The 26,178-nt window shown below is 66.2% G+C and carries 16 protein-coding genes and 2 pseudogenes; 3 read left to right on the plus strand and 15 right to left on the minus strand.

The annotated features are described in order from the left end of the window. Positions 1-33: 33 nt before the first annotated feature. The 11 genes and pseudogenes from AADZ55_RS13550 to AADZ55_RS13600 form a co-directional block, all read right to left on the minus strand. Positions 34-810: a YggS family pyridoxal phosphate-dependent enzyme gene (locus AADZ55_RS13550; RefSeq protein WP_085324359.1), complete on the minus strand. Its 777-nt coding sequence runs from the start codon at positions 808-810 to the stop codon at positions 34-36. 5 nt (positions 811-815) lie between these two features. After that, positions 816-1,523, minus strand: coding sequence for a peptidoglycan editing factor PgeF (gene pgeF / locus AADZ55_RS13555; protein ID WP_207569041.1), 708 nt, complete (start codon positions 1,521-1,523; stop codon positions 816-818). Positions 1,524-1,577: 54 nt separating this feature from the next. After that, a complete protein-coding gene (gene ftsZ / locus AADZ55_RS13560) occupies positions 1,578-2,717 on the minus strand; it encodes a cell division protein FtsZ (protein WP_085324358.1) in 1,140 nt (379 codons plus the stop codon). A gap of 292 nt (positions 2,718-3,009) precedes the next feature. Then, positions 3,010-3,882: a cell division protein FtsQ gene (gene ftsQ, locus AADZ55_RS13565; RefSeq protein ID WP_242670023.1), complete on the minus strand. Its 873-nt coding sequence runs from the start codon at positions 3,880-3,882 to the stop codon at positions 3,010-3,012. A gap of 173 nt (positions 3,883-4,055) precedes the next feature. Next, the gene (gene murC, locus AADZ55_RS13570; RefSeq protein WP_085324222.1) at positions 4,056-5,570 is read right to left on the minus strand and encodes a UDP-N-acetylmuramate--L-alanine ligase; all 1,515 of its coding nucleotides are present in this window, start codon (positions 5,568-5,570) and stop codon (positions 4,056-4,058) included. After that, a pseudogene (murG, locus tag AADZ55_RS13575) lies at positions 5,567-6,777 on the minus strand (undecaprenyldiphospho-muramoylpentapeptide beta-N-acetylglucosaminyltransferase). The gene murC and the pseudogene murG overlap by 4 nt, the downstream one beginning before the upstream one ends. After that, complete coding sequence (ftsW, locus tag AADZ55_RS13580; protein WP_423202399.1) at positions 6,774-8,330, minus strand: putative lipid II flippase FtsW; 1,557 nt, start codon at positions 8,328-8,330, stop codon at positions 6,774-6,776. Before ftsW ends, murG begins: the two are co-directional and overlap by 4 nt. Before the next feature lie 129 nt (positions 8,331-8,459). Further along, positions 8,460-9,923 carry a UDP-N-acetylmuramoyl-L-alanine--D-glutamate ligase gene (murD, locus tag AADZ55_RS13585; protein WP_085324225.1) on the minus strand — a complete coding sequence of 488 codons (1,464 nt, stop codon included), beginning with the start codon at positions 9,921-9,923 and terminating at the stop codon, positions 8,460-8,462. A 1-nt stretch (position 9,924) separates the two neighbouring features. After that, on the minus strand, positions 9,925-11,004 hold the full coding sequence (gene mraY, locus AADZ55_RS13590) for a phospho-N-acetylmuramoyl-pentapeptide-transferase (protein ID WP_085324226.1): 1,080 nt from the start codon (positions 11,002-11,004) through the stop codon (positions 9,925-9,927). Continuing rightward, positions 11,001-12,560: a UDP-N-acetylmuramoyl-tripeptide--D-alanyl-D-alanine ligase gene (locus tag AADZ55_RS13595; protein ID WP_085324227.1), complete on the minus strand. Its 1,560-nt coding sequence runs from the start codon at positions 12,558-12,560 to the stop codon at positions 11,001-11,003. Before AADZ55_RS13595 ends, mraY begins: the two co-directional genes overlap by 4 nt. After that, a complete protein-coding gene (locus tag AADZ55_RS13600; RefSeq protein ID WP_085324228.1) occupies positions 12,557-14,146 on the minus strand; it encodes a UDP-N-acetylmuramoyl-L-alanyl-D-glutamate--2,6-diaminopimelate ligase in 1,590 nt (529 codons plus the stop codon). Before AADZ55_RS13600 ends, AADZ55_RS13595 begins: the two co-directional genes overlap by 4 nt. 747 nt (positions 14,147-14,893) lie before the next feature. Between AADZ55_RS13600 and AADZ55_RS13605 the strand changes: the two are divergent. The 3 genes and pseudogenes from AADZ55_RS13605 to AADZ55_RS13615 all read left to right on the plus strand — a co-directional run. Beyond that, positions 14,894-15,625, plus strand: a pseudogene (locus AADZ55_RS13605) (tRNA-dependent cyclodipeptide synthase); the annotation flags it as partial. Next, complete coding sequence (locus tag AADZ55_RS13610) at positions 15,622-16,812, plus strand: cytochrome P450 (protein ID WP_085324229.1); 1,191 nt, start codon at positions 15,622-15,624, stop codon at positions 16,810-16,812. The pseudogene AADZ55_RS13605 and the gene AADZ55_RS13610, both read left to right, overlap by 4 nt. Before the next feature lie 136 nt (positions 16,813-16,948). After that, positions 16,949-18,307 (plus strand): MFS transporter, encoded by a 1,359-nt coding sequence (locus AADZ55_RS13615; protein WP_165759349.1) that lies wholly within the window; start codon positions 16,949-16,951, stop codon positions 18,305-18,307. Between the two features lie 117 nt (positions 18,308-18,424). Here the strand turns inward: AADZ55_RS13615 and AADZ55_RS13620 are convergent, their stop codons facing one another. The 4 genes from AADZ55_RS13620 to rsmH form a co-directional block, all read right to left on the minus strand. Beyond that, positions 18,425-21,016, minus strand: a complete 2,592-nt coding sequence (locus AADZ55_RS13620) for a PPE domain-containing protein (RefSeq protein WP_341286199.1) — start codon at positions 21,014-21,016, stop codon at positions 18,425-18,427. Between the two features lie 711 nt (positions 21,017-21,727). Next, positions 21,728-23,812: a peptidoglycan D,D-transpeptidase FtsI family protein gene (locus AADZ55_RS13625; protein ID WP_085324232.1), complete on the minus strand. Its 2,085-nt coding sequence runs from the start codon at positions 23,810-23,812 to the stop codon at positions 21,728-21,730. Beyond that, positions 23,809-24,990 carry a hypothetical protein gene (locus tag AADZ55_RS13630; protein ID WP_085324233.1) on the minus strand — a complete coding sequence of 394 codons (1,182 nt, stop codon included), beginning with the start codon at positions 24,988-24,990 and terminating at the stop codon, positions 23,809-23,811. Before AADZ55_RS13630 ends, AADZ55_RS13625 begins: the two co-directional genes overlap by 4 nt. Then, positions 24,987-26,177, minus strand: coding sequence for a 16S rRNA (cytosine(1402)-N(4))-methyltransferase RsmH (rsmH, locus tag AADZ55_RS13635; RefSeq protein WP_085324234.1), 1,191 nt, complete (start codon positions 26,175-26,177; stop codon positions 24,987-24,989). The genes AADZ55_RS13630 and rsmH overlap by 4 nt, the downstream gene beginning before the upstream one ends. Position 26,178 lies beyond the last annotated feature (1 nt).

The following is a 26,178-nucleotide window of genomic DNA, read 5'->3' on the forward strand; positions in this document are numbered from 1 at the left end:
TGTCTGTGATGAAGGTGTGACTACAGTGACTATTCACGGTGACCGTAACCGCCGCGGACCCAATAGCGCGGTACCGACACGCACACAGGTCGAACCGTATTTGACGGCCGTTTCAAGGTCGTTGGACATGCCGGCCGACAGCCCGACCGCCCGCGGGAACGTTTCGCGCACCCGGTGGTGCGTCGATTGCAGCCGGTCAAAGGCCTCGTTGGGGTCCCAGTCCAGCGGCGGAATGCCCATCAACCCGACGAGTTCGAGGCTATCCGACTCCTCGACCTGCGCGCAGATCCGCTCTACCGCACCGGGTGTGGTGCTGTCGACACCGCCGCGGGACGCGTCACCGTCAAGGCTGACCTGGACGTAAACCCGCAGCCGGTTGTCGCGACGGCGCTCAGCCAGCGCTGCGGCGACCGCACGATCCAGCGCGGTCACCAGCTGCGAGCCGTCGACCGAGTGAGCGGTGTGCGCCCAGCTGGCCAACGACCGGGCCTTGTTGCGCTGGATCCGGCCCACCATATGCCACTGCACGCCCCGCGAGTCTCCTCGCGCGCTAGCCGCCAACAGCGCAGTGAGTTCAGCCACCTTAGCCGAAGCTTCCTGCTCTCGCGATTCGCCAACAGACCGACAACCTAATCGGGACAAAATCGCAACATCGGTTGCTGGAAAGAATTTGGTAATTGGTAGAAGTTCAATTTCTCCGACATTGCGACCCGCCGCTTCCGCGGCCGCGGCAAGTCGCGATCGCACTGCCGCCAACGCATGCGTTAATTCCGATTCGCGGTCCGGATGCGCCGAAAGATCCGCCGCCATCGCGCTCATTCCATCCACACCAACGACGCGAGCCGCCCGGTGGGCGCATCACGGCGATGGCTGAACAGCGTCGGATCAGCCATCGTGCAGCGGGGATCGACGTCGATCGCCGTAACACCCAAATCACGGAGCTGGCAAGCGATTCCGGCTCGAAGGTCGAGTCCGGGGGTGCCGGCAGCGGTGATGGTACGGCTACCTGGCAACGCCGCCTCGACCTCGTCAGCCATTGCGGCGGGCACTTCGTAGTTGCGGCCACTAACCGCGGGACCCAGCAGTGCCGAAATGTCTCGGACCTGCGCACCCAGGCCCAACATCGCCTCCACCGCGCGAGCCACCACCCCGCGCTGCGCGCCGACCCGACCGGCATGCACGGCTGCGGTGACGCCGGCGCGTGCGTCCGCCATCAGCACCGGCACGCAGTCGGCGGTCACGACCGCAAGTGCCAATCGGGGGGTACTGGTCACCAATCCGTCGGTGTCATCAAACGCCCTGTCCCGCGGCTCCTCGACCACCTCGACCCGATCACCGTGGACCTGGTTCATCCACACCACTTGGTTGCCGGGCAGGCCGATCGCTGCGGCCAGGCGAGCCCGGTTGGCCGCCACCGCCGCCGGGTCATCACCAACGTGGTCGCCGAGATTGAAGGTGTCGAACGGCGGCGCCGACACGCCGCCCGCCCGGGTGGTGGTGACCCGGCGGATGCGAACGTTCACGTCCCCAGTATCACCGCGGCCGGTGTGTCGCGTACTGGCAAGCAAGCTGGGCTCTCAGCGACGCATGAAGGGCGGCACGTCGACGTCGTCGTCATCGCCGCCGATGCTCAGGGTTGCGCCGTTGGTGTGCAGCGGCACACTGACGGCGTCGACCGGCTCGAACAAGGTCGAGGAGAGTTTGCCTGCCTTCGCTGACTCGATCCGGTGGGCGCCGCCGGTGTCACCCATGACCGGCTTCCGGCCGGGTCCATTGACGTCGAAGCCGGCCGCGATCACGGTGACCCGCACCTCGTCACCGAGTGAATCGTCGATGACGGTGCCGAAAATGATGTTCGCATCTGGATGAGCGGCGTCCTGCACCAATGAGGCCGCCTCGTTGATCTCAAACAGCCCCAGATCGCTGCCGCCGGCGATCGACATCAACACGCCCTGCGCACCCTCCATCGAGGCCTCCAGCAGCGGCGAGTTGATGGCAATCTCGGCGGCTTTGAGGGACCGGCCATCACCCCGGGCCGAGCCGATGCCCATCAGCGCGGTGCCGGCACCGGACATGATGCCCTTGACATCGGCGAAGTCGACGTTGATCAAACCCGGCGTGGTAATCAGGTCGGTGATGCCCTGCACGCCGTTGAGCAGCACCTCGTCAGCGCTGCGGAACGCATCCATCAGGGATACCGCGGCATCCCCCATCTGCAGCAACCGATCGTTGGGAATCACGATGAGGGTGTCGCAACTCTCGCGCAATGCGGCGATGCCATTTTCGGCCTGATTGCTGCGCCGCTTGCCCTCGAACGAGAACGGCCGGGTGACAACGCCGACGGTCAACGCCCCTAGCTTGCGGGCGATGCTGGCGACGACGGGCGCGCCGCCGGTCCCGGTGCCACCGCCCTCACCGGCGGTAACGAACACCATGTCAGCGCCGCGCAGCAACTCTTCGATCTCGTCCTTGGCGTCTTCGGCGGCCCTGCGTCCGACTTCGGGGTCAGCGCCGGCGCCCAGCCCGCGGGTGGAGTCACGGCCGACGTCGAGCTTGACGTCCGCATCGCTCATCAACAGCGCCTGCGCGTCGGTGTTGATCGCGATGAACTCGACACCTTTGAGGCCCTGCTCGATCATCCGGTTGACGGCGTTGACACCGCCACCACCGATACCCACGACCTTGATGACGGCCAGGTAGTTATGCGGGGGGGTCATCATTCGTCTTCCTCCCTGGTGGGACTCGGCGTTCTCGCTGCGGTGTGTCTGCTTGCGAAACCCTCAACCTCAACCATAGGCTTAGAGTTATGTCAAGTAGCTCCGCGTAGTCAGAACCGTATGGCTACGACGGGTGCTAGCCGTGCAGGCGCGCCGATATGCGGCTGGCATTTTTTTGCGCCATTTCACGGTCGGGTGGTGTCAACCCGCCCCGAATGTCACGTCAGAGTGGCATTCGGGGCCGAGTGTCACGTCAGCGTGACGCGCGGGACTGGCGTGCGGTTCTGGTCGATCACTTCACGGTCGGTAGGTCGGGGCTGGAGACGTCGTAGGTCCGACCAGGCTGCGTCAACAGCGCCGCCAGCTTCTCGGCCTTCTCCTCCGAGCGATCGGTGGTACCCCAGATCACCACCCGCCCGTCGGCCAGCGTCAGGGTGATCGAGGCCACCGATGGAGCCGCGATCCGCGCCACCTGGCTCGCAACCTCGGGACGCAGCGCGATCAACGCTTGCAGCGCGGCCTCGGTGGCCGGATCGCTTGGGCCGGGACTGTCGACATCGATGTATGGCAGTGCCGACGGCGGCGGGTCGGTCGCGAAATCGACGCCGTCGCGGTCAAATAGGTGCGGGCCGTCCGGAAAATCCTTCACCACCACGGGCACCCGCTCGACGATGGTGATCCGCAGGGCCGACGGGTACTGGCGCTGCACCCGCGCACTTGCCACCCGCCGGATCGTAGCCACCCGGTCGGCAACCTGATTGGTGTTGATCTGCAGCAGCGGCGTTCCGGGCTGCACTCTCGCGGCGTCGAGAATCTCCTCGCGCGTCACCACCCCGATCCCGACAACGACGATATCGCGGGCCGACATCGCGGGGGTGAAATACAGCACCAGCCCTAGCCCGATCCCGACGATGGCCAGCACTACCGTTGCGAGCAGCATCTTCAACCCTCGAACAACGCCCCGCGCAGTGGGTTTAGGGGGGTTCAGCTCGCTGACGACATCCCCGCGAGCTCGCCGCTTGGCCTCGCGGCGCGCCTGCTCGATCGCGGTTGCGCGAGCCTGGGCCGTGCGCCGCTCGGCACGTTCGCGGCGGGCTCGCCGACGCGGTCCCTCGAATTCGGCCTGATCCGCAGGTGTTAGGTCGTCCTGCGATTCGGTGGCCAACGGCTCCGTAACGGCCTCGTCGCTGGCGGGCTCGTCGCTGGCGGGCTCGTCGCTGGCGGGCTCGTCGCTGGCGGGCTCGTCGCTGGCGGGCTCGTCGCTGGCGGGCTCGTCGGCCACTTGACCGGCATCATCATCGGCAACCAGCTCAGTCTGTGCGCCTTCGTTCGGTTCGGTCACCGCAACACCTCCGGATGGCCGGGCGCGCTACGGTTGGCCCGGATCCTCAGGGCGGTCACGATTTCCGGGCCTAGCAAAGTCACATCTCCCGCCCCCATCGTGACGATGACGTCGCCCGGACCAGCGGCTGCGGCCACCTCCTCGGCGACCGCAGAAAAATCCGGGAGGTAGCGCACGGGCACGGTGACGTGCTCAGCGACGCTGGCTCCACTGACACCGGCCAGCGGTTGTTCGCGTGCGCCGTAGACGTCGAGGACGAACACCTCGTCAGCGGCATTCAGGGCATGACCAAACTCGGCAGCGAACGCCTTTGTCCGCGAATATAAATGGGGTTGAAACACGACCACGCAGCGACCGCCGTCGCCCTGCTTGAGTGCCATGCGCACCGCCGCCAGCGTCGCGCTGATCTCCGTCGGGTGGTGGGCGTAGTCGTCGAACACGCGCACCAACGCCTTTCCGACTCCCGAGGTCCCAACCAATTCGAATCGGCGCCGCACCCCCTCGAAGCCGGCCAGCCCATCGAGCACCCCATCGACCGGGGCGCCGATATCGACAGCGGCCAGCAGCGCGCCCAGCGCGTTGAGCGCCATATGCCGTCCGGGCACCGACAGCCGCATCACGCGGGGATGCGGTGCTGGGGCTAGGTCTGAGGCCAGCTGGATATGCGCGACCGCCTCGGTGCCGTGTTGCTCCCATGACAGCAGCGTCGCGGCCTGGCGATACCGCCCGCTTGCGGGCGAGGTGTCCCTCGGCGCCGGCGCCGACCCGTATCCCAGCACTCGAATTCCCAGGTCGGCCGTGCGCTGGGCCAGCGCGGCCGCTCCGGGGTCATCCGTGCACACCACGAGTGCACCCCCGGGCGCGATGCGCTCCACGAAGGAGTCGAATACCCCGACATACGCTTCCGCGCTGCCATAGAAGTCCAGGTGATCGGACTCGATGTTGGTGACCACCGCGACGTTGGGTGTGTACTCCAACAGCGAACCGTCGCTCTCGTCGGCTTCGGCCACGAAGCAGTCGCCGCTGCCGTGGTGGGCGTTGGTGCCGGCCTCCCCGAGCTCACCGCCGACCGCGAAGGACGGGTCCCGCCCACAGTGCTGCAGGGCGACGATGAGCATCGACGTCGTGGTTGTCTTGCCGTGCGTGCCGCTAACCATCAACGTGGTGCGCCCGGCCATCAGCTTGGCCAGCACGACCGGCCGCAGTACCACGGGAATGCCGCGGCGCCGGGCTTCCACAAGCTCGGGGTTGGTCTTGGGGATGGCGGCATGGGTGGTGACGACCGCCGTGGCGCCGCCGGGCAGCAGGTCCAGCGACGACACGTCGTGTCCGATCCGGATCAGCGCGCCCCGTGCTCGCAGCGCATGCACTCCACGCGACTCCTTGGCGTCTGACCCCGAGACCAGCCCGCCTCGGTCCAACAGGATGCGGGCGATGCCTGACATGCCCGCTCCGCCGATGCCGACCATGTGCACCCGCCGCAGGTCGGGCGGCAACTGTTCGATGCTCACGTCGCTCTCCCGGCGCGAGCCTGCGTCGCGACGTCCAGCGCAGCCTGGGCTACCTGGTGCGCGGCATCGCGATGTCCCACCCGGGCGGCCGCCGCCGTCATCGCCGCCAGCCGCGCGGGGTCGGTGAGCAACCCGGCTACCTGCCGGGCCACCAGGTCGGGCGTCAGGGCGGCGTCGGCGACCACCAGGCCGCCCCCCGCATCGACCACCGGCAACGCATTGAGCCGCTGTTCACCGTTGCCGATCGGCAGCGGCACATAGATGGCCGGCAATCCCACGGCGGATACTTCCGCGACCGTCATAGCCCCGGAGCGGCAGATCACCAGATCGGCGGCCGCGTAGGCCAGGTCCATCCGGTCGAGATAGGGCACCGCCACGTACGGCGGGTCACCCCGATCGGGGGTGCGCAGTTCCAGGACGTTCTTGGGTCCGTGGGCGTGCAGCACGGAAATACCCGCGGTCGCGAGGTCAGCGGCGGCGGTGGACACCGCCCGGTTGAGCGAGACCGCGCCCTGCGAACCGCCGAACACCAGCAGCACCCGCGCGTCGTCGGCGAAGCCGAAATGGGCCCGCGCCTCGGCTCGTAACGCCGCGCGGTCCAGCGCGGTGATCGACGCCCGGACCGGTACCCCGACCACCTCGGCGCGCCGCAGCCCGGAATCCGGCACCGCGCAGAGCAGCCGGTCTGCGGTGCGGGCCCCGACCCGGTTGGCCAGCCCGGCCCGGGCGTTGGCTTCGTGGATCACCACCGGGATCCGCCGACGGAGCCGGGGTCGCAACGGCAGGCCGCGGGCGGCCAGGTAGGCCGGCAGCGCGACGTACCCACCGAAACCGACGACTACGTCGGCGTCGACGGCGTCCAGCACGTTCCGAGTCTCCCGGACGGCGCGCCAGACCCGCGGTGGCAGCCGGGCCAGGTCGCCGCTGGGCTTGCGCGGCATGGGCACGGGCGTGATCAGTTCTAGGTGGTAGCCGCGGTCGGGCACCAGCTTGGTCTCCAGTCCGCGCCGGGTACCTAACGCGGTAATCCGGACGTGTGGATCCAACGCGATCAAAGCGTCGGCGACGGCCATCGCGGGCTCGACGTGGCCGGCCGTCCCGCCGCCGGCGAGAACGACCGACAATGAATCAAAAGACGGCGAGGCGGCACCGGCGGGCCGGGGGTTGCCCCGTGCCCGCCGGCCGGCTGGTTGACCGTGTCTTTCACCCGTAACGCTGACCTTCCAATGCGCGAACGCGCCGTGGGTGGCGCCGTCCGGCGTGCTGCTGGCCAGCTCCATGATGCTCCCCCGCAACCGGGAGGTGCCCCCTGCCCCGCAAGCGGGTGGTACCCCCAGAACGGGGAACCGGCTGATCAGCTGTGCGGGGTGGCGTGGATCGCGGGGGCTTGTCCATCCGCCGGGCGGCCTGTCGGGGCGCCTTCAGGGGTGCCTTTCGCGCGGGCTGTGGTTGGGCCGGCTGTAGGTGAGCACGCTTGCGGTCCCGAAACGTCTCGATACGAGTCGGTAGATACGGCTCGGGTGGGGGCAGCCGCAGCACCCGGTTTACCTTGTCGTCGCGCCCGGCCCGCAGCGCGGCCACCGCCTCCGGTTCATGGCGGGCCGCATTGGCGATGATGCCGATCAGCGAAAGTGTTGCGGCCGTGGAGGTTCCACCAGCGGAGATGAGCGGCAGCTGGAGACCGGTGACGGGCAGCAGCCCGATCACGTAGCCGATGTTGATGAACGCCTGTCCCAGCACCCATAGCGTCGTCGTGGCGGTCAGCAGCCGCAGAAACGGGTCGGCCGACCGACGAGCGATGCGCATGCCGGTGTAGGCGAACAATCCGAACAGTCCCAGCAGTCCTACCGCGCCGACGAGGCCCAGCTCCTCACCGATGATTGCGAAGATGAAGTCGTTGTGGGCGTTGGGCAAGTAGTTCCACTTGGCCACGCCCTGGCCGAGACCATCGCCGAAGATGCCACCCTGGGCCAGCGCGAACTTTGCCTGCCGGGCCTGATAGCCGGAGTCTTGCGGATCGTTTTCGGGGTTGAGCCACGACCGCACCCGGTCTGACCGGTAGCCCGCCGACACCGCCAGGACCGCGGCGGAGATGACCACCGCTGCCAGTGAGCTGAGGAAGACGCGCAGCGGCAGCCCCGCGTACCACAGCAGGCCCAACAGGATGATGCCCATGGATACCGTCTGTCCGAGGTCGGGCTGGGCCACAATCAACGCGAGCGCGACGACGGCGGCCGGCACCAGCGGAATCAGCATCTCGCGCAGCGAGGCCCGTTCCATGCGTCGGGCCGCCAGCAGATGCGCACCCCAGATCGCAAACGCCATCTTGGCCAGCTCAGAAGGCTGCATCGAGAATCCCGCGACCACGAACCAACCGCGAGAGCCGTTGGCCTCCTTGCCGATTCCCGGCACCAGCACCAGCACCAGCATCACGATGGTGATCGCGAAACCGGAGAACGCGATGCGCCGCATGAATCGCACCGACATCCGCAAAGAGATATAGCCCCCGGCAAGACCGATGACCGTCCACAACACCTGCTTGCCGAAGATCACCCACGCCGATCCGTCGTCGTCATAGGAGCGCACCGCCGATGCCGACAGCACCATGATCAGTCCAAGGGTCGTCAGCAGCGCGGCGACCGCGATGATGAGGTGAAAGGAGGTCATCGGCCGGCCCAGCCAGGCGCCGAACCGGGTGCGTGGCCCCCGCTTCTCGGGCCCAGCAGAACTGCCTTGAACCTTGCCGCCCGCCGGGGCCATCTGCCGCGCCGAATCCTCCGCCTGGCACGTCTCCCCTGCGTCGTCCGGCTCGGTCCGCCCCTGAGGGGACGTCTCGTCGTTCCGCGTGCTCCGGCGCAGCAGGCGGGTCAGCGCGTCACCCATGCCCGCCTACCGGTCCGCGGCGCGCACGGCGGCGGCGAAGGCGTCGCCGCGGTCGGCGTAACCGGTGAACTGGTCGAATGAGGCGCCGGCCGGGGCCAGCAGCACCGTGTCACCGGGTTTGGCAAGGGTCCGGGCCGCGGCCACGGCAGCGGTCATCACGCGAGCGCCGATGGTCTCGCCGACATTGTCAACTTCTGCCACATGAGCAACAGAAACCTCAGCAGTCGCATGCATACCAGCATCCTCGCCTGTCACAACCTGAACGACGGGGACATCGGGCGCGTGTCGTGATAACGCCTCGGCAACCGCTGCGCGATCCCGGCCGATCAATACCACTCCGACCAGCCGGGGAGCGATTCTGGCGACCGCGGCGTCTACCGATGCGCCCTTGAGCAGACCACCGGCTACCCAGACCACCCGCGGATAGGCCAGCACCGATGCCTCGGCGGCGTGCGGGTTAGTGGCTTTTGAATCGTCGACATATTTGATGCCGTCGCAGACGGTCACCAGCTCGGCTCGATGTCTGCCCAGCTGAAACGAGGCGATGGCGTCCGCGATCGCACCGGCCGGCACCCCGACAGAGCGGGCCAGGGCCGCCGCGGCCAAGGCGTCGAGCACGCCGACCGGGCCGGGCACCGGTATCGACGCGACGGGCAGCAGCGTCAGGTCGTCAGCGAAGGCGCGGTCAACCAGCGCTCCGCCGCGGACGCCCAGCTCCCCCACTGCCGGTTCGCCGAGCCGGAAACCAGCCCGTACCTGCGCGGGCGCGGTGTCCAGCAGGCCAGCCGCCCGGCTGTCATCCAGCCCGACCACCGCCACCCGGCCGGTCAGCGCTCGGGCTTTGGCCGCGGTGTATTCGGCCATCGTGGGATGCCAGTCCAGGTGGTCTTCGGCGATGTTAAGCACGACGCCCGCCTCGGGCCGCAACGACGGCGCCCAGTGCAACTGGAAGCTGGACAGCTCGACGGCCAGCAGATCGGCAGGCTCACCCAGCGCGTCCAACACCGGGCTGCCGATGTTGCCGCACAGCAGGCTGCTGCGGTCCGCGGCGGTCAACATGGCGTGCAGCATCGACGTCGTGGTGGTCTTGCCGTTAGTGCCCGTCACGACCAGCCAGCGACGCGGTGGCCCGTAGCACCCGGCGGCATCCAGTCGCCAGGCCAGCTCCACATCACCCCAAATCGGCACGCCCGCCGCGGCGGCCGCGGCCAGCAACGGCGTGGCGGGCGAGAAACCGGGGCTGGCGACCGCCAGGGCATACCTCGTTTGCGGGTCAGATATCTGCTGTATGGCGACCGACGTGGGCACGGTCGACACCCCGCTGTCGGCGTAGGAGCGCAGGGTAGCCGGGTTGTCGTCGCACAACGTTGCCGTTGCACCAAGCCGGGTCAGCGCCGCCAGCACCGCCCGGCCGGTCACACCGCCACCGGCTACCAGCACCGGTGCTCCCGACCGGAGTGGGTCAAGCACGTCAGGCATCGACCGCGGCCAGCCACTCGCCGTAGAACAACGCCACGCCGAGACCGCAGGTAATGGCCGTGAGCAGCCAAAAACGAATGATCACCGTGGTTTCGGCCCAGCCGGCCAACTCGAAGTGATGGTGGAAGGGCGCCATCCGGAACATCCGGCGCCCGGTGGTCCGGAAGGTCAGGATCTGCAACACCACCGAGGCGATCTCGGCGACGAACAGTGAACCCAGCACCACCGCGAGGATTTCGGTGCGGCTGGTCACCGACAACCCCGCGATAATGCCGCCCAACGCCAGGGACCCGGTGTCACCCATGAAGATCTTGGCGGGCGCGGCGTTCCACCACAAAAAACCGATGCAGGCGCCAGCGGTCGCGGCCGCGATGAGCGCCAAATCCAGCGGATCGCGCACGTTGTAGCAGCCCAGGCCCGGCGCGGTAACGCACGCGTTGCGGTATTGCCAAAAGGTGATCAGCACATAGGCCGCGGTGACCATCGCCATGCTGCCTGCGGCCAGACCATCCAGGCCGTCGGTGAAGTTGACCGCGTTCGACCAGGCACTGACGATGACCAGGCAGAACAGCACAAACAGCGCCGGGGCCAGGGTGACCGTGGCGATCTCACGCACGTAGGAAAGCTCGGCGCTGCCCGGTGTCAGACCGGCGGGATTGTGGAATTGCAGCGCCAGCACACCGAACAGCACCGCGGCGGTGATCTGACCGACCGTCTTGGCCGTCTTGTTCAGCCCGAGGTTGCGCGACCTTCGAATCTTGATCAGATCGTCGACGAATCCGACGCCTCCCAGCGCCGTTGCCAGGCCCAGCACCAACAAGCCCGATGCCGATATGCCTTCGCCGTCAAATGCCAGCCCGGCAAGGTGGGTGCCCAGGTACCCCGCCCAGATGCCGGCCAGAATCGCCACACCACCCATTGACGGCGTGCCCCGCTTGGTGTGGTGGCTGGGTGGGCCGTCCTCGCGGATCTGGTGGCCGAAGCCCTGCTTGGTGAACAACCGGATCAGCACCGGCGTCAGCAGGATGGACACCGTCACCGCGACGGCGACGGCGATAAGGATCTGTCTCATGGGCGCGTGCTCCGGCACGTGTCATCTGCGACCAATGCGTCGGCCAGTGCCCCGAGTCCGGCCGCATTGGACGCCTTCACCAGGACCACGTCCCCGGGTTGCACCTCGGCCCGCAACAGTGTCAGGGCGGCGTCGCCGTCGACCACGTTGACAGCCCCTTTGTCGGCCTCTGCCGGAGTTCCCGACCCCCAGGAGCCCTCCATGACCGCTGCGTGGTGCATGGCGCTCACCGACCTCCCGGTTCCCACGACAACGAGTCGAGACACATCTAAGCGCACCGCGAGCCGGCCGATGCGATCGTGCTCGGCGATCGCGTCCGCACCGAGCTCGGCCATCTCTCCCAGCACCGCCCAGCTGCGGCGTTTTTTGGCGGGGCCAGCCCCGGTCTGGGCAATCCAGGCCAGCGCCTGCAGCCCCGCTCGCATCGAATCGGGGTTGGCGTTGTAGGCATCGTCGATCACCGTCACCCCGTCGCATCGGGTGGTCACCTGCATCCGGTGCCGCGACACCGGCCCCGCTGCGGTCAGCGCGGCCGCGATCTGCTCGACGCTGGCGCCGCACTGCAGCGCGACCGCGATCACACACAGCGCGTTGGCGACCTGATGCTCGCCGGACACCCCGAGGCGAACCTCGGCAGCTCGGTCGTCTGCGTGCACGGTGAAGCGCGGCCGGGCCAGTTCGTCGAGGGATACCGGTCCGGCCCAGACGTGGCTGGGTCCGACGCCGGTACGGTCGGCGCGGCTGACCCGAACCACCCGGGCCTTGGTCGCATCGGCCATCGCCGCCACCGCCGGGTCATCGACGTTGAGGATGACCACCCCGGATTGCGGAACCGATTGCGGCAGTTCGGCTTTGGTCTGCGCGATGATCTCCCGGGAGCCGAACTCGCCCAGATGCGCGGTACCGACGTTGAGGACGACGCCGATCGCTGGTGGCGCGATGTCGGCCAGCGCAGCGATATTTCCGGGATGGCGTGCCGACATCTCCACGATGAGGTAGCTGGTGCGCCGTGTCGCCCGCAGCACCGTCCAGGGATGACCCAGCTCGTTGTTGAAAGACCCCGGCGGGGCCACCACCTCTCCCAGCGGGCCAAGCGCCGCGGCCAACAGGTCCTTGGTGGACGTCTTGCCCGATGAGCCGGTGATCCCGATGATGGTCAGCCCGCCGGTTACCAGCTCCGCGGCCACCGCCTTGGCCAGCTTGGCCAGTGCGGCAAGCACCGCTGCGCCCGAGCCGTCCTTATCGTGCTCGAGCACTCCGGTAAGTCGGCCCTCGGCTCCGGCGGTCCGGGGTTGGGGGGCAACCACGATCGCGGGGACTCCGACTGGCCGGGCGGCCAGCACGGCGACCGCACCGGCGGCGACCGCCGATGCCGCGTGGTCGTGCCCATCGGAACGGGCCCCCGGCAGTGCCAGGAAAAGCCCGCCCGGACCAACCGCCCGTGAGTCGAACTCGACCGTCCCGGTGACATGGCGTTGTGCGGCGTCTCCCGGCGAGATGTCGGCCAGCGAGCCACCCACGATCTCGGCGATCTGGGCCACGGTCAGGTCGATCACGTGCGGGCCTCCCGGGTCGGCAGCGCCTCCAGAGCCTCGGCCAGCTCCACCCGGTCGTCGAACGGGCGAACCCCGCCGGCGCCGTGTTGCCCGGTTTCATGGCCTTTTCCCGCGATGAGCACCACATCACCGGGGCGGGCCCAGGCGACCGCGTGCTCGATGGCGGCCCGCCGGTCGCCGATCTCGACCACCTGCGCCGCACCGCCGCCCCCGGCGGCACCGGCCAGGATCTCGCGCCGGATTGCCGCCGGATCCTCACCGCGCGGGTTGTCGTCGGTCACAACGACCAGATCGGCCAGCTCGGCGGCGACCCCGCCCATCGGGGCCCGCTTGCCCCGATCACGCTCGCCACCGGCACCGAACACCACCGCCAGCCGGCGGTCCGGGCGCAGCAGCGTTGTCAGCACCGCCCGCAATGCTTCCGGTTTGTGGGCGTAGTCGACCAGCGCCAGAAAACCCTGACCGCGATCGATCTCTTCCAGCCGGCCAGGCACCCGAGTATCCCGCAACCCCGGTGCCGCCTGCTCCGGTGACACTCCGACGGCGTCGAGAATCGCCAGTGCGACAAGGCAATTGGCGACGTTGTAGTGTCCCGTCAACCCAATACCAACCCGGTGCTGGACACCAACCGGGTCGATGACGGTGAACTCCTGCCCGCCGGCGCCCATCGGGGCGACCTCGATTGCCCGCCAGTGCGCGGGCTGATCTGCGGCGCTGACGGTGATCGCGTCACCGGCCCGGGCGGCCATCGCGCGCCCGGCCTCATCGTCGATACAGACCACGACGGCGCGGGCGCGCAGCGCTGATGCCGGCTCGAACAGCGATGCCTTGGCCTCGAAATAGTCGGCCATGCTGGGGTGGAAGTCGAGGTGGTCGCGTGACAGGTTGGTGAACGCTCCGACCGCGAACCGGGTGCCGTCCACCCGGCCGAGTGCCAGCGCATGACTGGACACCTCCATGACCACGGTGTCCACCCGGCGTTCGGCCATCGTTGCGAGCATCGCCTGCAGCGCGGGCGCCTCCGGAGTGGTCAACGCGCTGGGGATGTCGGCGCCGTCGATGCGGATGCCGATGGTGCCGATCAACCCGGCGACTCGCCCGCCGGCTCGCAGACCGGCTTCGACCAGGTAGGTCGTGGTGGTTTTGCCGGATGTGCCGGTGATCCCGACGACCGTCAGCCGGTCAGATGGACGTCCATAGACGGTGGCGGCCAGGTCACCGAGCACATCGCGGGGTGCGGGGTGCACCAGCACCGGTACCGCCGGTAGGCCGGGTTGAGCGGTTATCGCGGCGACACCGGCGGCGTCGGTGAGCGCTGCGACGGCGCCGCGTTGGATGGCATCGCCGACATACCGGGCGCCGTGTGTAGCCGAGCCGGGCAGGGCGGCGAACAGGTCACCGGGCCGCACATCCTGGGCGCGCAGCGTCACCCCGGTGACCGGCACGTCCGGAACGGTTGCGAGGTGATCGGGCCCCTCGGCCAACACCGCGCCAACCTGAGTCGCCAGCGCAGGCAGCGGAACGCCCGCGCCGGCGCTGGGGCGCAACCCAGTGGGAACCGCCGCCACTCCTGTCACCACCTCCATTCAACGTCTGACACTGAGTGAATGCCATGATCGGCCCTGACACCCTACCTAGACAGAACCGGGCGTTCCCGCGCCTGCAGAGTTCGGCGCACGTTGGTCAACTCTGGGCTGATCAGCAGCACCGGTCAAGGCCGACCGGCTGCAGCTTGAGCGAGTTGGACGCGGGACGCCTCCCGAGCGCGCTCCGCCGGGTCCGTAGTGGCGGTCTTGGCAGAAGCACCGCAAGAAAACGGGGCCGCTGTGGCAATTACGCCTGCCCCGCAGCAGCTCAGCGGCATAGACATCAATACAACCGCGTGCAACCACAACGAGCGTCGCGAATGTCCTACGACCCCTGCCGCACGCAATATACGCGGTATAGCCGATGGGATTTGCCGCTCCAACTCGCACAGTTGAGCCCAGCGCTTGAGCCACGATCCTGGCCCAAGCCGGCGTGCGGGTCATGGGTGCTAGGCGGCACACGTAGCCGGGTCAAGGCCAAGATTCATCGCACGCGGTGGCCGAACGGGCCACAGACATCCTCAAGTTGTCCCGCCACGACGTTGTGGCTGCAGCTCCAGTGTCTGACCCGACTCCCCATACATCAGGAGAACGATGCCCTACATGACTGCCGAATCCGAAATGCTGATCTCGGCGGCAGGCAATATGGCGAGCCCGCAGCCAACCCGCGCCGTGCAAGAAAATGAGAATGGACAGGATTCGTCACGTGTCGCCAAACACACCTCCCGATCCAACCCCCGGTTTCAACCCCGGTTTCAATTAGGCCGGCACGTTCCGAAAGCCGTCGCCCAGGAAGGATTTCTGGTCCAGCCATTCACCCAACATTGCCACGTCATTCACACCGAGGGAGATCATGCTGTCATCGGGGTATCTCCGGGGAATAGTTACTTCTCCCGGGACCGCATACGGGATCTCGCAGTCTGGGGGCTCACGAATTTTGACCGAGTGGACTTCGTCTACACCGATGTCCACGTGGCCGAGAGCCACGAGGCGCTAGGCGATTCCCCGATCGAGGCCCGGCGCAAAGCGGTCAAAAACATCCGCGGCGTCCGCGCCAAAATCGTCGCCGCGGTGAGCGAGCTCGACCCAACCGGGACTCGGCTGCATGCCCGTCCGATGTCTGAATTCCAGTCCAACGACGCATACCGGCAGCTGCATGCGGACCTGCTCGCGCGCCTGAACCACGACGAGGACTTCCGCGCTGTCTGCCGGTACTTGGTGCGGCGCTTCCTGTCCACGAAACTGGCTGCGGGTCAGGAGCCCAAGGCCGCTCAGGAGCAGGTGTGCCTGGACTACATCTGCACCGAGGCCCCGTTATTCCTTGACACACCTGCGGTTCTCGGAGTGCCGTCGTCGTTGAATTGCTACCACCAATCGCTGCCCATGGCCGAGATGCTCTATGCCCGAGGGTCGGGACTGCGAGCATCGCGCAACCAAGGCCACGCCATTGTCACGCCGGATGGGAGCCCCACCGAATGACCGCGACCGCTCCGCTCGATGTCCCATTCGCTGCACGCGGGGATCGGATTCCCGACGAAGTCGCGAGATTGCGAACCTGTGAGCCCATCCGCAAGGTGCGGACCGTTGCCGGTGACGAAGCCTGGCTCGTCTCCTCGTATGCACTGTGCACGCAGGTGCTTCAGGATCGGCGCTTCTCGATGAAGGAAACCGCAGCCCCCGGTGCTCCCCGCCTGAACGCGCTCACCATTCCACCCGAAGTGGTCAACAACATGGGAAACATTGCCGACGCGGGTTTGCGCAAGGCGGTGATGAAGGCCATCACCCCGAAGGCCCCCGGGGTGGAGCAGTTTCTACGCGATACAGCGAACTCCTTGCTGGACAACCTGATTGCCGAGGGCCCGCCAGCCGATCTGCGAAATGACTTCGCCGATCCCCTGGCCTCCGCGCTGCACTCCAAGGTTCTAGGCATCCCGCAAGAAGACGGCCCGAAGCTGTTCCGCAGCCTGAGTATCGCTTTCATGAGTTCGGCCGATCCGATCCCCGCCGCGACGATCAACTGGGATCGAGACATCGCATACATGGCCGGAATTCTGGACAACCCGAACGTCACGACTGGACTCATGGGCGAACTCGGCCGGCTCCGGAAAGATCCCCAATACTCACACGTCTCCGACGAGCTGTTCGCCACAATCGGCGTGACTTTCTTCGGTGCGGGTGTCATCTCTACCGGCAGCTTCCTCACCATGGCGTTGATATCGCTGATACAGCATCCGCGACTGCGGAACTTGTTGCACGAAAAGCCGGAACTAATCCCGGCCGGTGTGGAGGAGCTGCTGCGGATCAACCTCTCCTTCGCTGACGGGTTACCACGCCTGGCCACCGCCGACATCGAGGTCGGCGACGTGCTGGTCCGCAAGGGGGAGCTGGTGCTGGTGCTACTCGAGGGCGCCAACTTCGATCCATCGCACTTCCCGAACCCGGAGACGATCGACCTCGACCGGCCCAATCCCACCTCTCACCTTGCGTTCGGCCGCGGCCAACATTTCTGTCCGGGATCCGCCCTTGGCCGCCGCCATGCACAGATCGGCGTCGAGACAGTGCTGCAAAATATTCCGGGCTTCGACCTGGCCGTGCCGATCGACCAATTGGTCTGGCGCACCCGGTTCCAACGACGCATCCCCGAACGCCTGCCGGTGCTCTGGTAGTCCTTCGTTCCCGACGGTGAAGCTACTGTCGTCCGGCTTGACCAAAAAGCGATGCATGTCACGGCACACGTGCGATCCGCTGTCGCCGCCTTCGTGCCCGCCGGACCCGCCCTTGACGCGGAAACATCTCGCTTATGTGCCACTGGTTGTGTTGAGTGCGGCGGCTGGGTTGGATGCCAGCGGCGTGTCCATGCTCAACAGCGCTTTGCCGTCGATGGGCAGGGAGTTCGGCACGTCGACGCAGACTCTGTCGTGGGCGATCACCGGGTACGCGCTCGCGTTCGCTGGTCTCGTGTTGTGCGGTGGTGCGATGACCGATCGGCTTCGTCGCCGGCAGGTGCTGGTCTGGGGTTTGGCCCTGGTCGGTCTGGGTGGTGTGCTCGCGATCGTGGCGCCCACATTTTGGATCGTCGTAGCGGGGCGGGTGTTGCAGGGCGTGGGCGCGGCGATAACCATGCCCGCGACCACGGCACTGCTGACGTCGGTCTATCACAGCGACCCGCTGCGCTCACGCGCGTTGGGCGTGTTCTCCTCGGCACAGGCATGCTGCTTCGCGGCCGGTCTTGTGCTCGGTGGAGTTATCACCAGCACCCTCGGTTGGCGCTGGGTGTTTGCCCTGCACGTCGCGGTGGCGGCAGTCACGGCCGCAGCGGCCGTCCGGTGGCTGCCCACCGGCATGCCGCGACACAATCACCCCCTAGACCTGGTCGGGGCGGGCGCTCTGATGACAGCGATCACCCTAGTAATCCTGGCGGCCGATGTGGCATCCAGACACGATGGCCTCCTGCTGGCCGCCGCCACGCTCACAGCCGCTGCGGCCATGAGCTCGCTGTGGTGGTGGCGTAGCCGAATACACAACAATGAGGCGCTTTTGCTGAATCGGGCGCTGATGCGCATGCATTCGGTGCGCCGCGCGGCTTTGGTGGCCATCATCTTCTTCTTTTGTGGTACCGGCTCATTGTTTTTGCTCCCGCTGTACCTACAACAGGTGCACGGCCTATCACCCGCCGCATCGGGTCTAGCGATTCTTCCGGTCAGCCTGGCCGTGACCACCGCGGCGCTGCTGTCCGGTCGGTTACTAAAAACCCGCGGGCCGCGCATGTTGCTGATGTTGGGACTTCCGCTGACATCTGCGGGTGTATTCCTGTGGTGCACCGTCGGGGCAAATAGCCCCTACGCGGGCGCCATCCTCGCCGGCTTAGTCGTCACCGGAATCGGGCAGGGCCTGGCATTTCCGGCCGTCACCGCGGTCAGTCTGCAGGACGTGCCGGCGCACGCCCACGGCACGGCGTCTGCCATCACGATCACAGCGCTACAGGCCGGCGGTGCAATCGGGCCCACGGTCCTGGCAGGGGTCGCCCAAGGCATTGCACCGGCCGGCGACGGCGGCTTGACCTTGGCCGGCTACCACCTGGGCTTCGCCGTCGCAGCGAGCACGTTGCTTTGCCTTGCAATTCCAGCGGTCGTTGGCCTTCGGATTGGCTCATCGGCGTAGCCGGCATGGCCCGCCGCGAACGCTACCCAACCCGGCAACCACGTCGCGTTTTGGAACGGGGTCGAGAGCGACCGCGAACGGAACCGCCAGGGTCCCTACCGATCTCTTCTCGATGCTCTAACCCTGGGTGTGTAAGACACCACCCCAGGTTGCCGGCAGCAGCGGAACCCACGGGCCATCACCAAACATGCCGCTCAACACTGTAATCAACCCTCGCGGCTGTGTAGCGATCTGTTTGGGGGCTGAATCGGCAAATCCCATAGCGCCAGCGTCCGGCTGCGGCGCCAGATCGTGATGTTCGCCAACGAAGACCAAACCTGCGACGTCGTCGGTGGGTTCGGGCCCCGCCCCCGCAGCATTATCCCGTCGCTGATCGTCACGATGATCCCAATCAGCAACTGAAGCAACAGAGGCCACCCCACTGACAGGCATCACCGACAGCAACGGACCAGTGGCAATCAAGGCGCCCCCGAGGAGCATCGGTGCATATACAGAACCGATCTCGGTGAATGCAAGCACGAACTCGGTGATAAATGACGCAACGAGTGAAATTGACGGCGCGAGAAGCATGAACGGAGCCGTCGCCGTCGTGAACGTGAAGTAGAAAATGCCACCAATAAGGTTGGCTATCCAGCTGATGCTGCCAACAACAGCTCCGAGCGTCCAAGAAATAAAGTCGACAACGAAGCCGCTGATCGCACCAACATAATCGACAACAAAGCCAAAAACGTCGCCAATTATACTCAACGTCTGGTCAATAAACTGGACAACCTGAGTGAGCCCGTCAAACGCAAATCCGGTGATTGGCTCGGTAATCGCAACGAGTGAATCCGCTGGAAGGACTGGAGGGCCATCGAGATCGATCAGCTCAAGTTGCACCGGGTTATACAGCCTATCGACATTGTCCAAAGGCAACCCGCCATCGTCGATCGGATCCGGCTCTATCTCATCGAGTTCATTACCGAACGGATCGTCATCGGTACCGAAATCAGTCTCGTCAAGATAGTCGTTTAACTCATCTTCGTTGCCGGGCAGATCTTCGTCGGCAACCAAGTCGTCGTCCTCGAGTTCGATGTCGCCGAGGTCGTCGCCGTTGGAATCGGGGAGTTGAACTTCGTCTCTTTGCGGTTCCGGCTTGGGGTCATCGCCACGGAAGGGGTCATCGTCGACTTCCGACTCGCTGCTACTGGAGATGTCCTCGCCATCGTCGCCGTGCAGATCCTCATCGGCAAACAAGTCATCTTCGTCGCCGCCATCGGAATCGGGGGGTCGAATTTCGTCTCTTTGCGGTTCCGGCTTGGTGTCATCGCCACGAAAGGGGTCATCGTCGACTTCCGACTCGCTGCTACTGGAGATGTCCTCGCCATCGTCGCCGTGCAGATCCTCATCGGCAAACAAGTCATCTTCGTCGCCGCCATCGGAATCGGGGGGTCGAATTTCGTCTCTTTGCGGTTCCGGCTTGGTGTCATCGCCACGAAAGGGGTCATCGTCGACTTCCGACTCGCTGCTGCTGGAGCTGTCCTCGCCATCGTCGCCGTGCAGATCCTCATCGGCAAACAAGTCATCGTTAGCGGCATCCGGTTCGAATTCGCCATCAGCCTCGTAGCCAGGATCTTCGTCATCGAATTCCGGGTACATCTGTTCGTAAGCTGGCCGGGGATTTTCTTTGGGTTCGGGTGCGGGCTCGTCGTCAGCTTCGTCGCCCGACGGGCCATCGTCGAGGGATTCCAGGTCGGTGTTGTCGGGCTCGTAGACCGGGTCCTGGTCTTCGACTGCTGGCTTGATCGACTCGTCGCTGTCATAGGTCGACTCGAGACTGCCATCGGGCACCTTGGCCGAGTCGTCGATCTCCTCGATGATCGGCTCGGAATAGTCATCGAGTTTGTTATCGATGCCGGGCTGCCGATCTAGATATCTAACCAACTGTAGCGGCGCATTGTTATCGCCATCCGCGTCGGCACCGTTGTTGATTCCCTGGACGGAATCAATACCGAAGTCGTCGATGTCGTCCGGTTCTTCAATTATCGGCTGGACAGTGTTGTCGACTTCCAGATCGGACAGATCGGTGGCATCGTCGATTTCATTAATGATGGGAGTTTGAACTAACCGTTTCTCTTCCTGATTGTCCTCGTTGGCGCCCGTGTAGAGCACCAGTGGCCCAGCCTGTTCGCCGGACCCCTGAAGGATCGGAGGCGCAAAATCGTTGCGCATGGGGTTTGATAGTGCCAACGCGGCTTGCGCCTGGTAGAGCTCCATCGTGGTCGCGGCCTGCAGCCACATCCGCCAATAGTCGGCTTCATTAAGCGTGATTGGGATCGTATTAATCCCAAAGAAGTTCATCGCTTGCAGCACCTGTTGGGTCGTCCGGTTAGCGATCACCTCCCCCAGCGGGGGCATCGTCGCCACAGCGGTCACATATGCTCCCGCGACCTCCCCATGCACGGCAGCTTGCCGCTCGGCTTCCTCGCCCTGCTCGATCAACCACTTCAAATACCGTGCATGCGCGTCGCGATAGGCGATCGAACCGCCACCCTGCCATGGCACCACGGCCATCTCGTTGGTGAGTTGTTGTGCCGCCGTGCCAAACTCACTGGCTTGCTGCTGCCACATCGCAGCTGCTTGCACCAGCGGGCCGGAGCCCGGACCGGAGTTCAGCATCGCCGAATGCCACTCTGGCGGCAAGCCCATGAAATAGGGCGGCGTCAGCATCGTCGAGTACGCAGGCGTTAGCATCCTGTTGTGCTGAGGCGCCAGCATTCTCGAGTAAGTGGGCCAGCGCGTCATCCCGGGCGCGTGCGGTCGATGCCAATGTGTGAGTTGAGGTGATCGCCAGGTAGTCAGGGGTTGCAGCCGTGCCCGGCGTGTCAGCGCCGAGAAACCCCCAAACAAGCCCTTTCCGAAGATCGTCATTTCGCGCCAGCTGAGGGCATCTGCGAAACCTCCGCCAGGACCTTACGGGCTGTAGAGCCAAGCAACACCGGCTCGGCCAGCGGTACCTTCGCCGCTGGTGCGGTCGCTACGGCAGCGTGCACGGCCGCTGGCAAAGTGGTGCTGCCCACCACCGCTAGGCTGGCGGCCGCGCAACTTCCAACAAGCGCAAACAACGTCACTTCAGTGAACTCCCGGGGATTGTCTAGAAAGCGATTTCAGCCATGGCCCATTTCGCTACTCAAACGAAAGCCGTGGCTTAAGAATATGTTCATCTGCCGTTAACCGGCTGTTAAACATGTGGTCGACAGACGATGGTAGTTGGCGAGCAAACGCTCGGCAACTTGCGCGGACCGGAATTTGTGTAACTTGCGCCACACTGCCGATGTCAGCCCCTCGGCTGGCGCCATCCGCGGTCCGCCATTTGGCCGTATCGGACGTCAGGGTTCCGCCCCGGCCCGGTGCCGCACCCGGTATGGCCGGTCGCTGACGCTAAACCGCCTGCAAGATCAGCGGCGGCCCCGGATCGGGCGACAACGGGATGTTCTCGCGTTGCATCAGCCAGCCCGCGATGTTGTGGAACAGCGGGGCTGCCGAGTGTCCGGGCGTACCGTCCGAGTTCCGCTCGGGGTTGTCTAACATGATGCCGATGACGTAGCGGGGATCGTCGGCGGTGGCCATTCCCGCGAATGTGATCCAGTACACGTCGTCGAAGTAGCAGCCGCAGCCGGGGTTGATCTGCTGTGCGGTTCCCGTCTTGCCGGCGATCTGGTAGCCGGGCACCCCGGCCGCCGACCCGGTGCCCTGCTGGTAACCCATCGGATCGCGTTGCACCACCGCACGCAGCATCTGGCGCACGGTTTGAGCGGTCTGTGGCGACACCACCCGGATGCCGTCGGGGCGCGGTTCTTCGGTCCGGGTGCCGTCAGGTGCGATAGTGGCCTTGATGATCCGCGGGGGTATCCGAAGTCCGTCGTTGGCGATGGCCTGGTACATGCCGGTCATCTGCAGCAGAGTCATCGAAAGACCTTGGCCGATAGGCAGATTCGAGAAGGTGCTGCCTGACCACTGGTCGATCGGCGGTACCAGTCCGGCGCTCTCACCGGGTAGGCCCACGCCGGTGCGCTGTCCCAACCCGAACTTGCGAACCATGTCGTAGAAGCGTTCCGGGCCAACGCGCTGCGACAACATCAACGTGCCCACGTTAGAAGACTTTCCGAACACACCGGTGGTGGTGTAGGGCATCACGCCGTGCGCCCAGGCGTCATGCACCGTGACACCGCCCATCTGGATCGAGCCGGGTACCTGGAGCACCTCGTCGGGGTTGCTCAGCCCGTACTCGATAACCGAGGACGCGGTGATGATCTTGTTCACCGAGCCCGGCTCGAACGGCGACGACACCACCAGGTTGCCCAACTGCTTGTTGCCCTGACGCCCGATATCTTGCGACGGGTCAAAGGTGTTGTCATTGGCCATGGCAAGGACCTCGCCGGTCTTGGCGTCGAGCACGACGGCCGATACGTTGTGGGCTCCCGACAGGTTCTTGGCCTGTTGCACCTGCTGCTGCACATAGAACTGGATGTCGTTGTCGAGGGTGAGCTGGACGGTGGAACCGTGCACCGCCTTGTGCCGATTGCGGTAGCTGCCGGGGATGATGACGCCGTCTGACCCACGGTCGTAGGTGACTGACCCGTCGGTCCCGGCGAGCGCGGCGTCCAGCGAGTCCTCCAGACCCAGCAGCCCGTGACCGTCCCAGTCGATGCCGCCGACGATGTTGGCGGCCAGCGACCCGCCCGGGTACTGGCGTAGATCCTGTCGCTCCGCACCTACCTCGGGATACTTCTCGCAGATCGCGCTGGCGATAGCGGGGTCGACGGCGCGCGCCAAATAGACGAAAGACTCGTCGCTTTGCAGCTTCTTCAGGACGGTCGCGGCGTCTGGCTTGTTGTTCAGCTTGCCCGCAACCTCTTTGGCGATATCGCGAAGGCGTTGTTGCGGGTCGGGTGCTGCCGAGGTCTTCTTCTTGGCCTCCTCCAATTGCTGGCGAATCCGCTTCGGCTGGAACGTCAACGCGCGTGCCTCGATGGTGAACGCAAGCCGGTCGTTGTTGCGGTCGACGATGCTGCCGCGAAGCGCTGGTTCGACGTCGGTGACCTTGAGTTGGCCGGCCGCCTGCGCGCGTAGGCCCGCAGCGTTGGACACCTGAAGAAAGAACAACTGTGTGGCCGCGACGACCATCAACACCAAGATGACCGCGTTTCCGGCCCGATGCCGGAAGACGAACGACGCACCACGCGTCCCGACGTCCACAACCTGCCGGGTGCGCCGCTCGCGAGTCGAGCGCCCCGCGGGTGCGGCCTCTGCCCGCACCGCGGTGCGGGATTTCGGGTGGGATTTCTTGGCTTCCTTGGCTTTCCGGAGGCCCTTGGGCTCCTTGACTTCCTTGGCTTGCCGGGCATTCTGTGGTTTGCGGGGCGGCTTTGGTTGGCGGACTCCCGCGGCTTCCGCCGACGGGCGCGGACCGCGCGCCGGTCGCGTCGACTGCGACCGGGTCCGCCTGGGGTCGCCGCGACTCATCTCGGGGCCCCCGGCGCCGTTGGGATTGGAGTCGTAACGGGGCCGAACTGTTCACCGCCGGTCGGCAATGGTGCGAGGGCCGGCGGAACCGCCGCCGGTTGCGGCACGTTTGCGAGTCCGGGCACCGTTGCGGCGGCCGGCGGTGGTCCCGGGAGCACTACCGAGGGTGCTGTCCCCACCTGGAAGGGCACCGGATTTTGGGCTGGTACCGGGCCGGGCAGTGTGCCAAGTGGAACCGGCAGCTGGCCTGGCGCCACCGGCGCCTGTCCCGCTACACCGGGAGCTGGCACTGGGCCGGGCGCCTGCGGCCCGACCTGGGTGGGCAGGTGTGTGCCGCCGCCTAGCGTCGCTGTACCGTCCGGAGTACGCACCAGCACCTCCGGGCCAGACCTGGCGGGCGGAGGGGGATCGCCGGGGCCCGGTGTCACCCGGACCGGGACTTCGAGGGGAATCACTGGGGGTTTCGGCGGCGGCGGCGGATCTTCGGGCAGCTTGGTATTCAGCGGCGGCGGCGGAACCCCGTCAGCCGGCTTGGGGGTGCCAACGACCACCCAGTTGCCGTCCGGGCCCTGAACCAGATGGGCGGTATCCCTCGTCGGGATCATTCCCTGCTTGCGGGCCGCCTCTGCCAACGCCGGCGCCGACTCGGCCTCGCGCACATCGCGTTCCAACGCTTCCTTTTGCTGCTGCAGCATCCGGGTCCGCTCCCGGGCGTGACTCAGCTGGTACGACCGCTCGGCAGCGTCAGTGGACAACCACAATGTAAGGCCCAGTCCGACGCCGAGCGAACTGATAACCAGCACGACAAACGGAACCTTGTTTGCCAATGTGCGTGGCCGCAGATCGATTGATGCCAGCCGGGCGGCCAAACGCTCCGTCAGCTTAGGCCGGACAACCTTGGGCGCCTTGGCTTTCCGGGCCTTAGCCCGCGCCTTGGCCTGGCTGGTGTTCTTGGGCCGCGCCGGCCGGTCGACCGGGCGGGGCATCGGGCCGGTTTGTGGTGCAGATCTGGGCGCTCGCGCCTCCCTGTTGGGTGCCGAAGTCTTGCCGGCGCGGATCCGGGTGCGACGCGATGGCGCCGAGTCCGCCGCCGCGCGCCGGGTCGCTCGGGCAGAGCCGTCGGGTCCGCTGCGACGATCGCTGCTGCGGCTGTTCGGCGCCTCGCGCTTCGCCCTCATGAATCGCCCTTCCCGGTTGCCTGTTGCCGCGGTTCCACTTCGTGCTCGACACGTTGCAGGGCTCGCAATCGCACTGGGGCGCTGCGGGAGTTGCGTTCGATCTCGGCCGCACCTGCTCGTTCGGCGCCGTGAGTCAGCGACCGGAATCGCGGCCCATGGCCCGGAAGTTCGACCGGGAGACCTGCCGGTGTGCGGGACGCGACCGCATCGGCGAACACCCGTTTGACGATTCGGTCCTCCAGCGACTGGTAGGCCAGCACCGCGATGCGCCCGCCGACCGTGAGTGCGTCCAGCGCGGCGGGAACCGCCTCACGCAGCGAGTCCAGCTCGTCGTTGACCGCGATGCGCAGCGCCTGGAACGTGCGCTTGGCCGGATGCCCGCCGGTACGCCGGGCCGGAGCCGGAATCGCCTGATACAGCACGGCGACCAGTTCGGCAGTCGTGGTGAACGGGGTTTCGACGCGCCGGCGGACGATGTGAGCGGCGATGCGGCGGGCGAACCGCTCCTCTCCGTATCGACGCAGGATGTCGGCCAGTGCGGCCTCGTCGTAGGTGTTGACAATGTCGGCTGCGGTCAACGACGCCTCCGGGTCCATCCGCATGTCCAAGGGCGCGTCCTTGGCGTATGCGAAGCCCCGCTCGGCACGGTCCAGCTGCATGGACGACACGCCGAGATCGAACAGCATTCCGTCGACTGATTCCACTGCGGCATAACCGGATTCGGCCAGCGCTGCGGCGAGGCCGTCATAGCGCATGTGCACCAACGTGAGTCGGTCAGCGAATCGCGCCAGCCGAGACCGCGCGATGTCCAGGGCGGTTGGGTCGCGGTCGAGCCCGATCAGCCGCAAACCCGGCAACCCCTCCAAAAACCGCTCCGCATGCCCGCCCGCGCCGATGGTCGCATCGACAAGGACCGCTTTGGATCCGTCCAAGTGGTAGCGCGTCAGCGCCGGGGTGAGTAGCTCGACGCAGCGTTGCGCCAAGACGGGGACATGACCGAAAACGCTTGGTCCCGAACCTGGATCGGCCACCGTGACACCTCCCCAGGTCTGGCAATCGGTGTTTCGGGACCCGCCTACCTCAAGCGCCGCCCCTGCACCGAGGTCCCTGTCCGAAGGCACGAACCTGGCGTTGGGGAAGTACGCCAGGGTCGGTTCGGGCAGAGACCACGGTGCACGGGTTCGCACC

Source organism: Mycobacterium decipiens (assembly GCF_963853665.1).
In the GTDB taxonomy this organism is placed as follows: domain Bacteria; phylum Actinomycetota; class Actinomycetes; order Mycobacteriales; family Mycobacteriaceae; genus Mycobacterium; species Mycobacterium decipiens.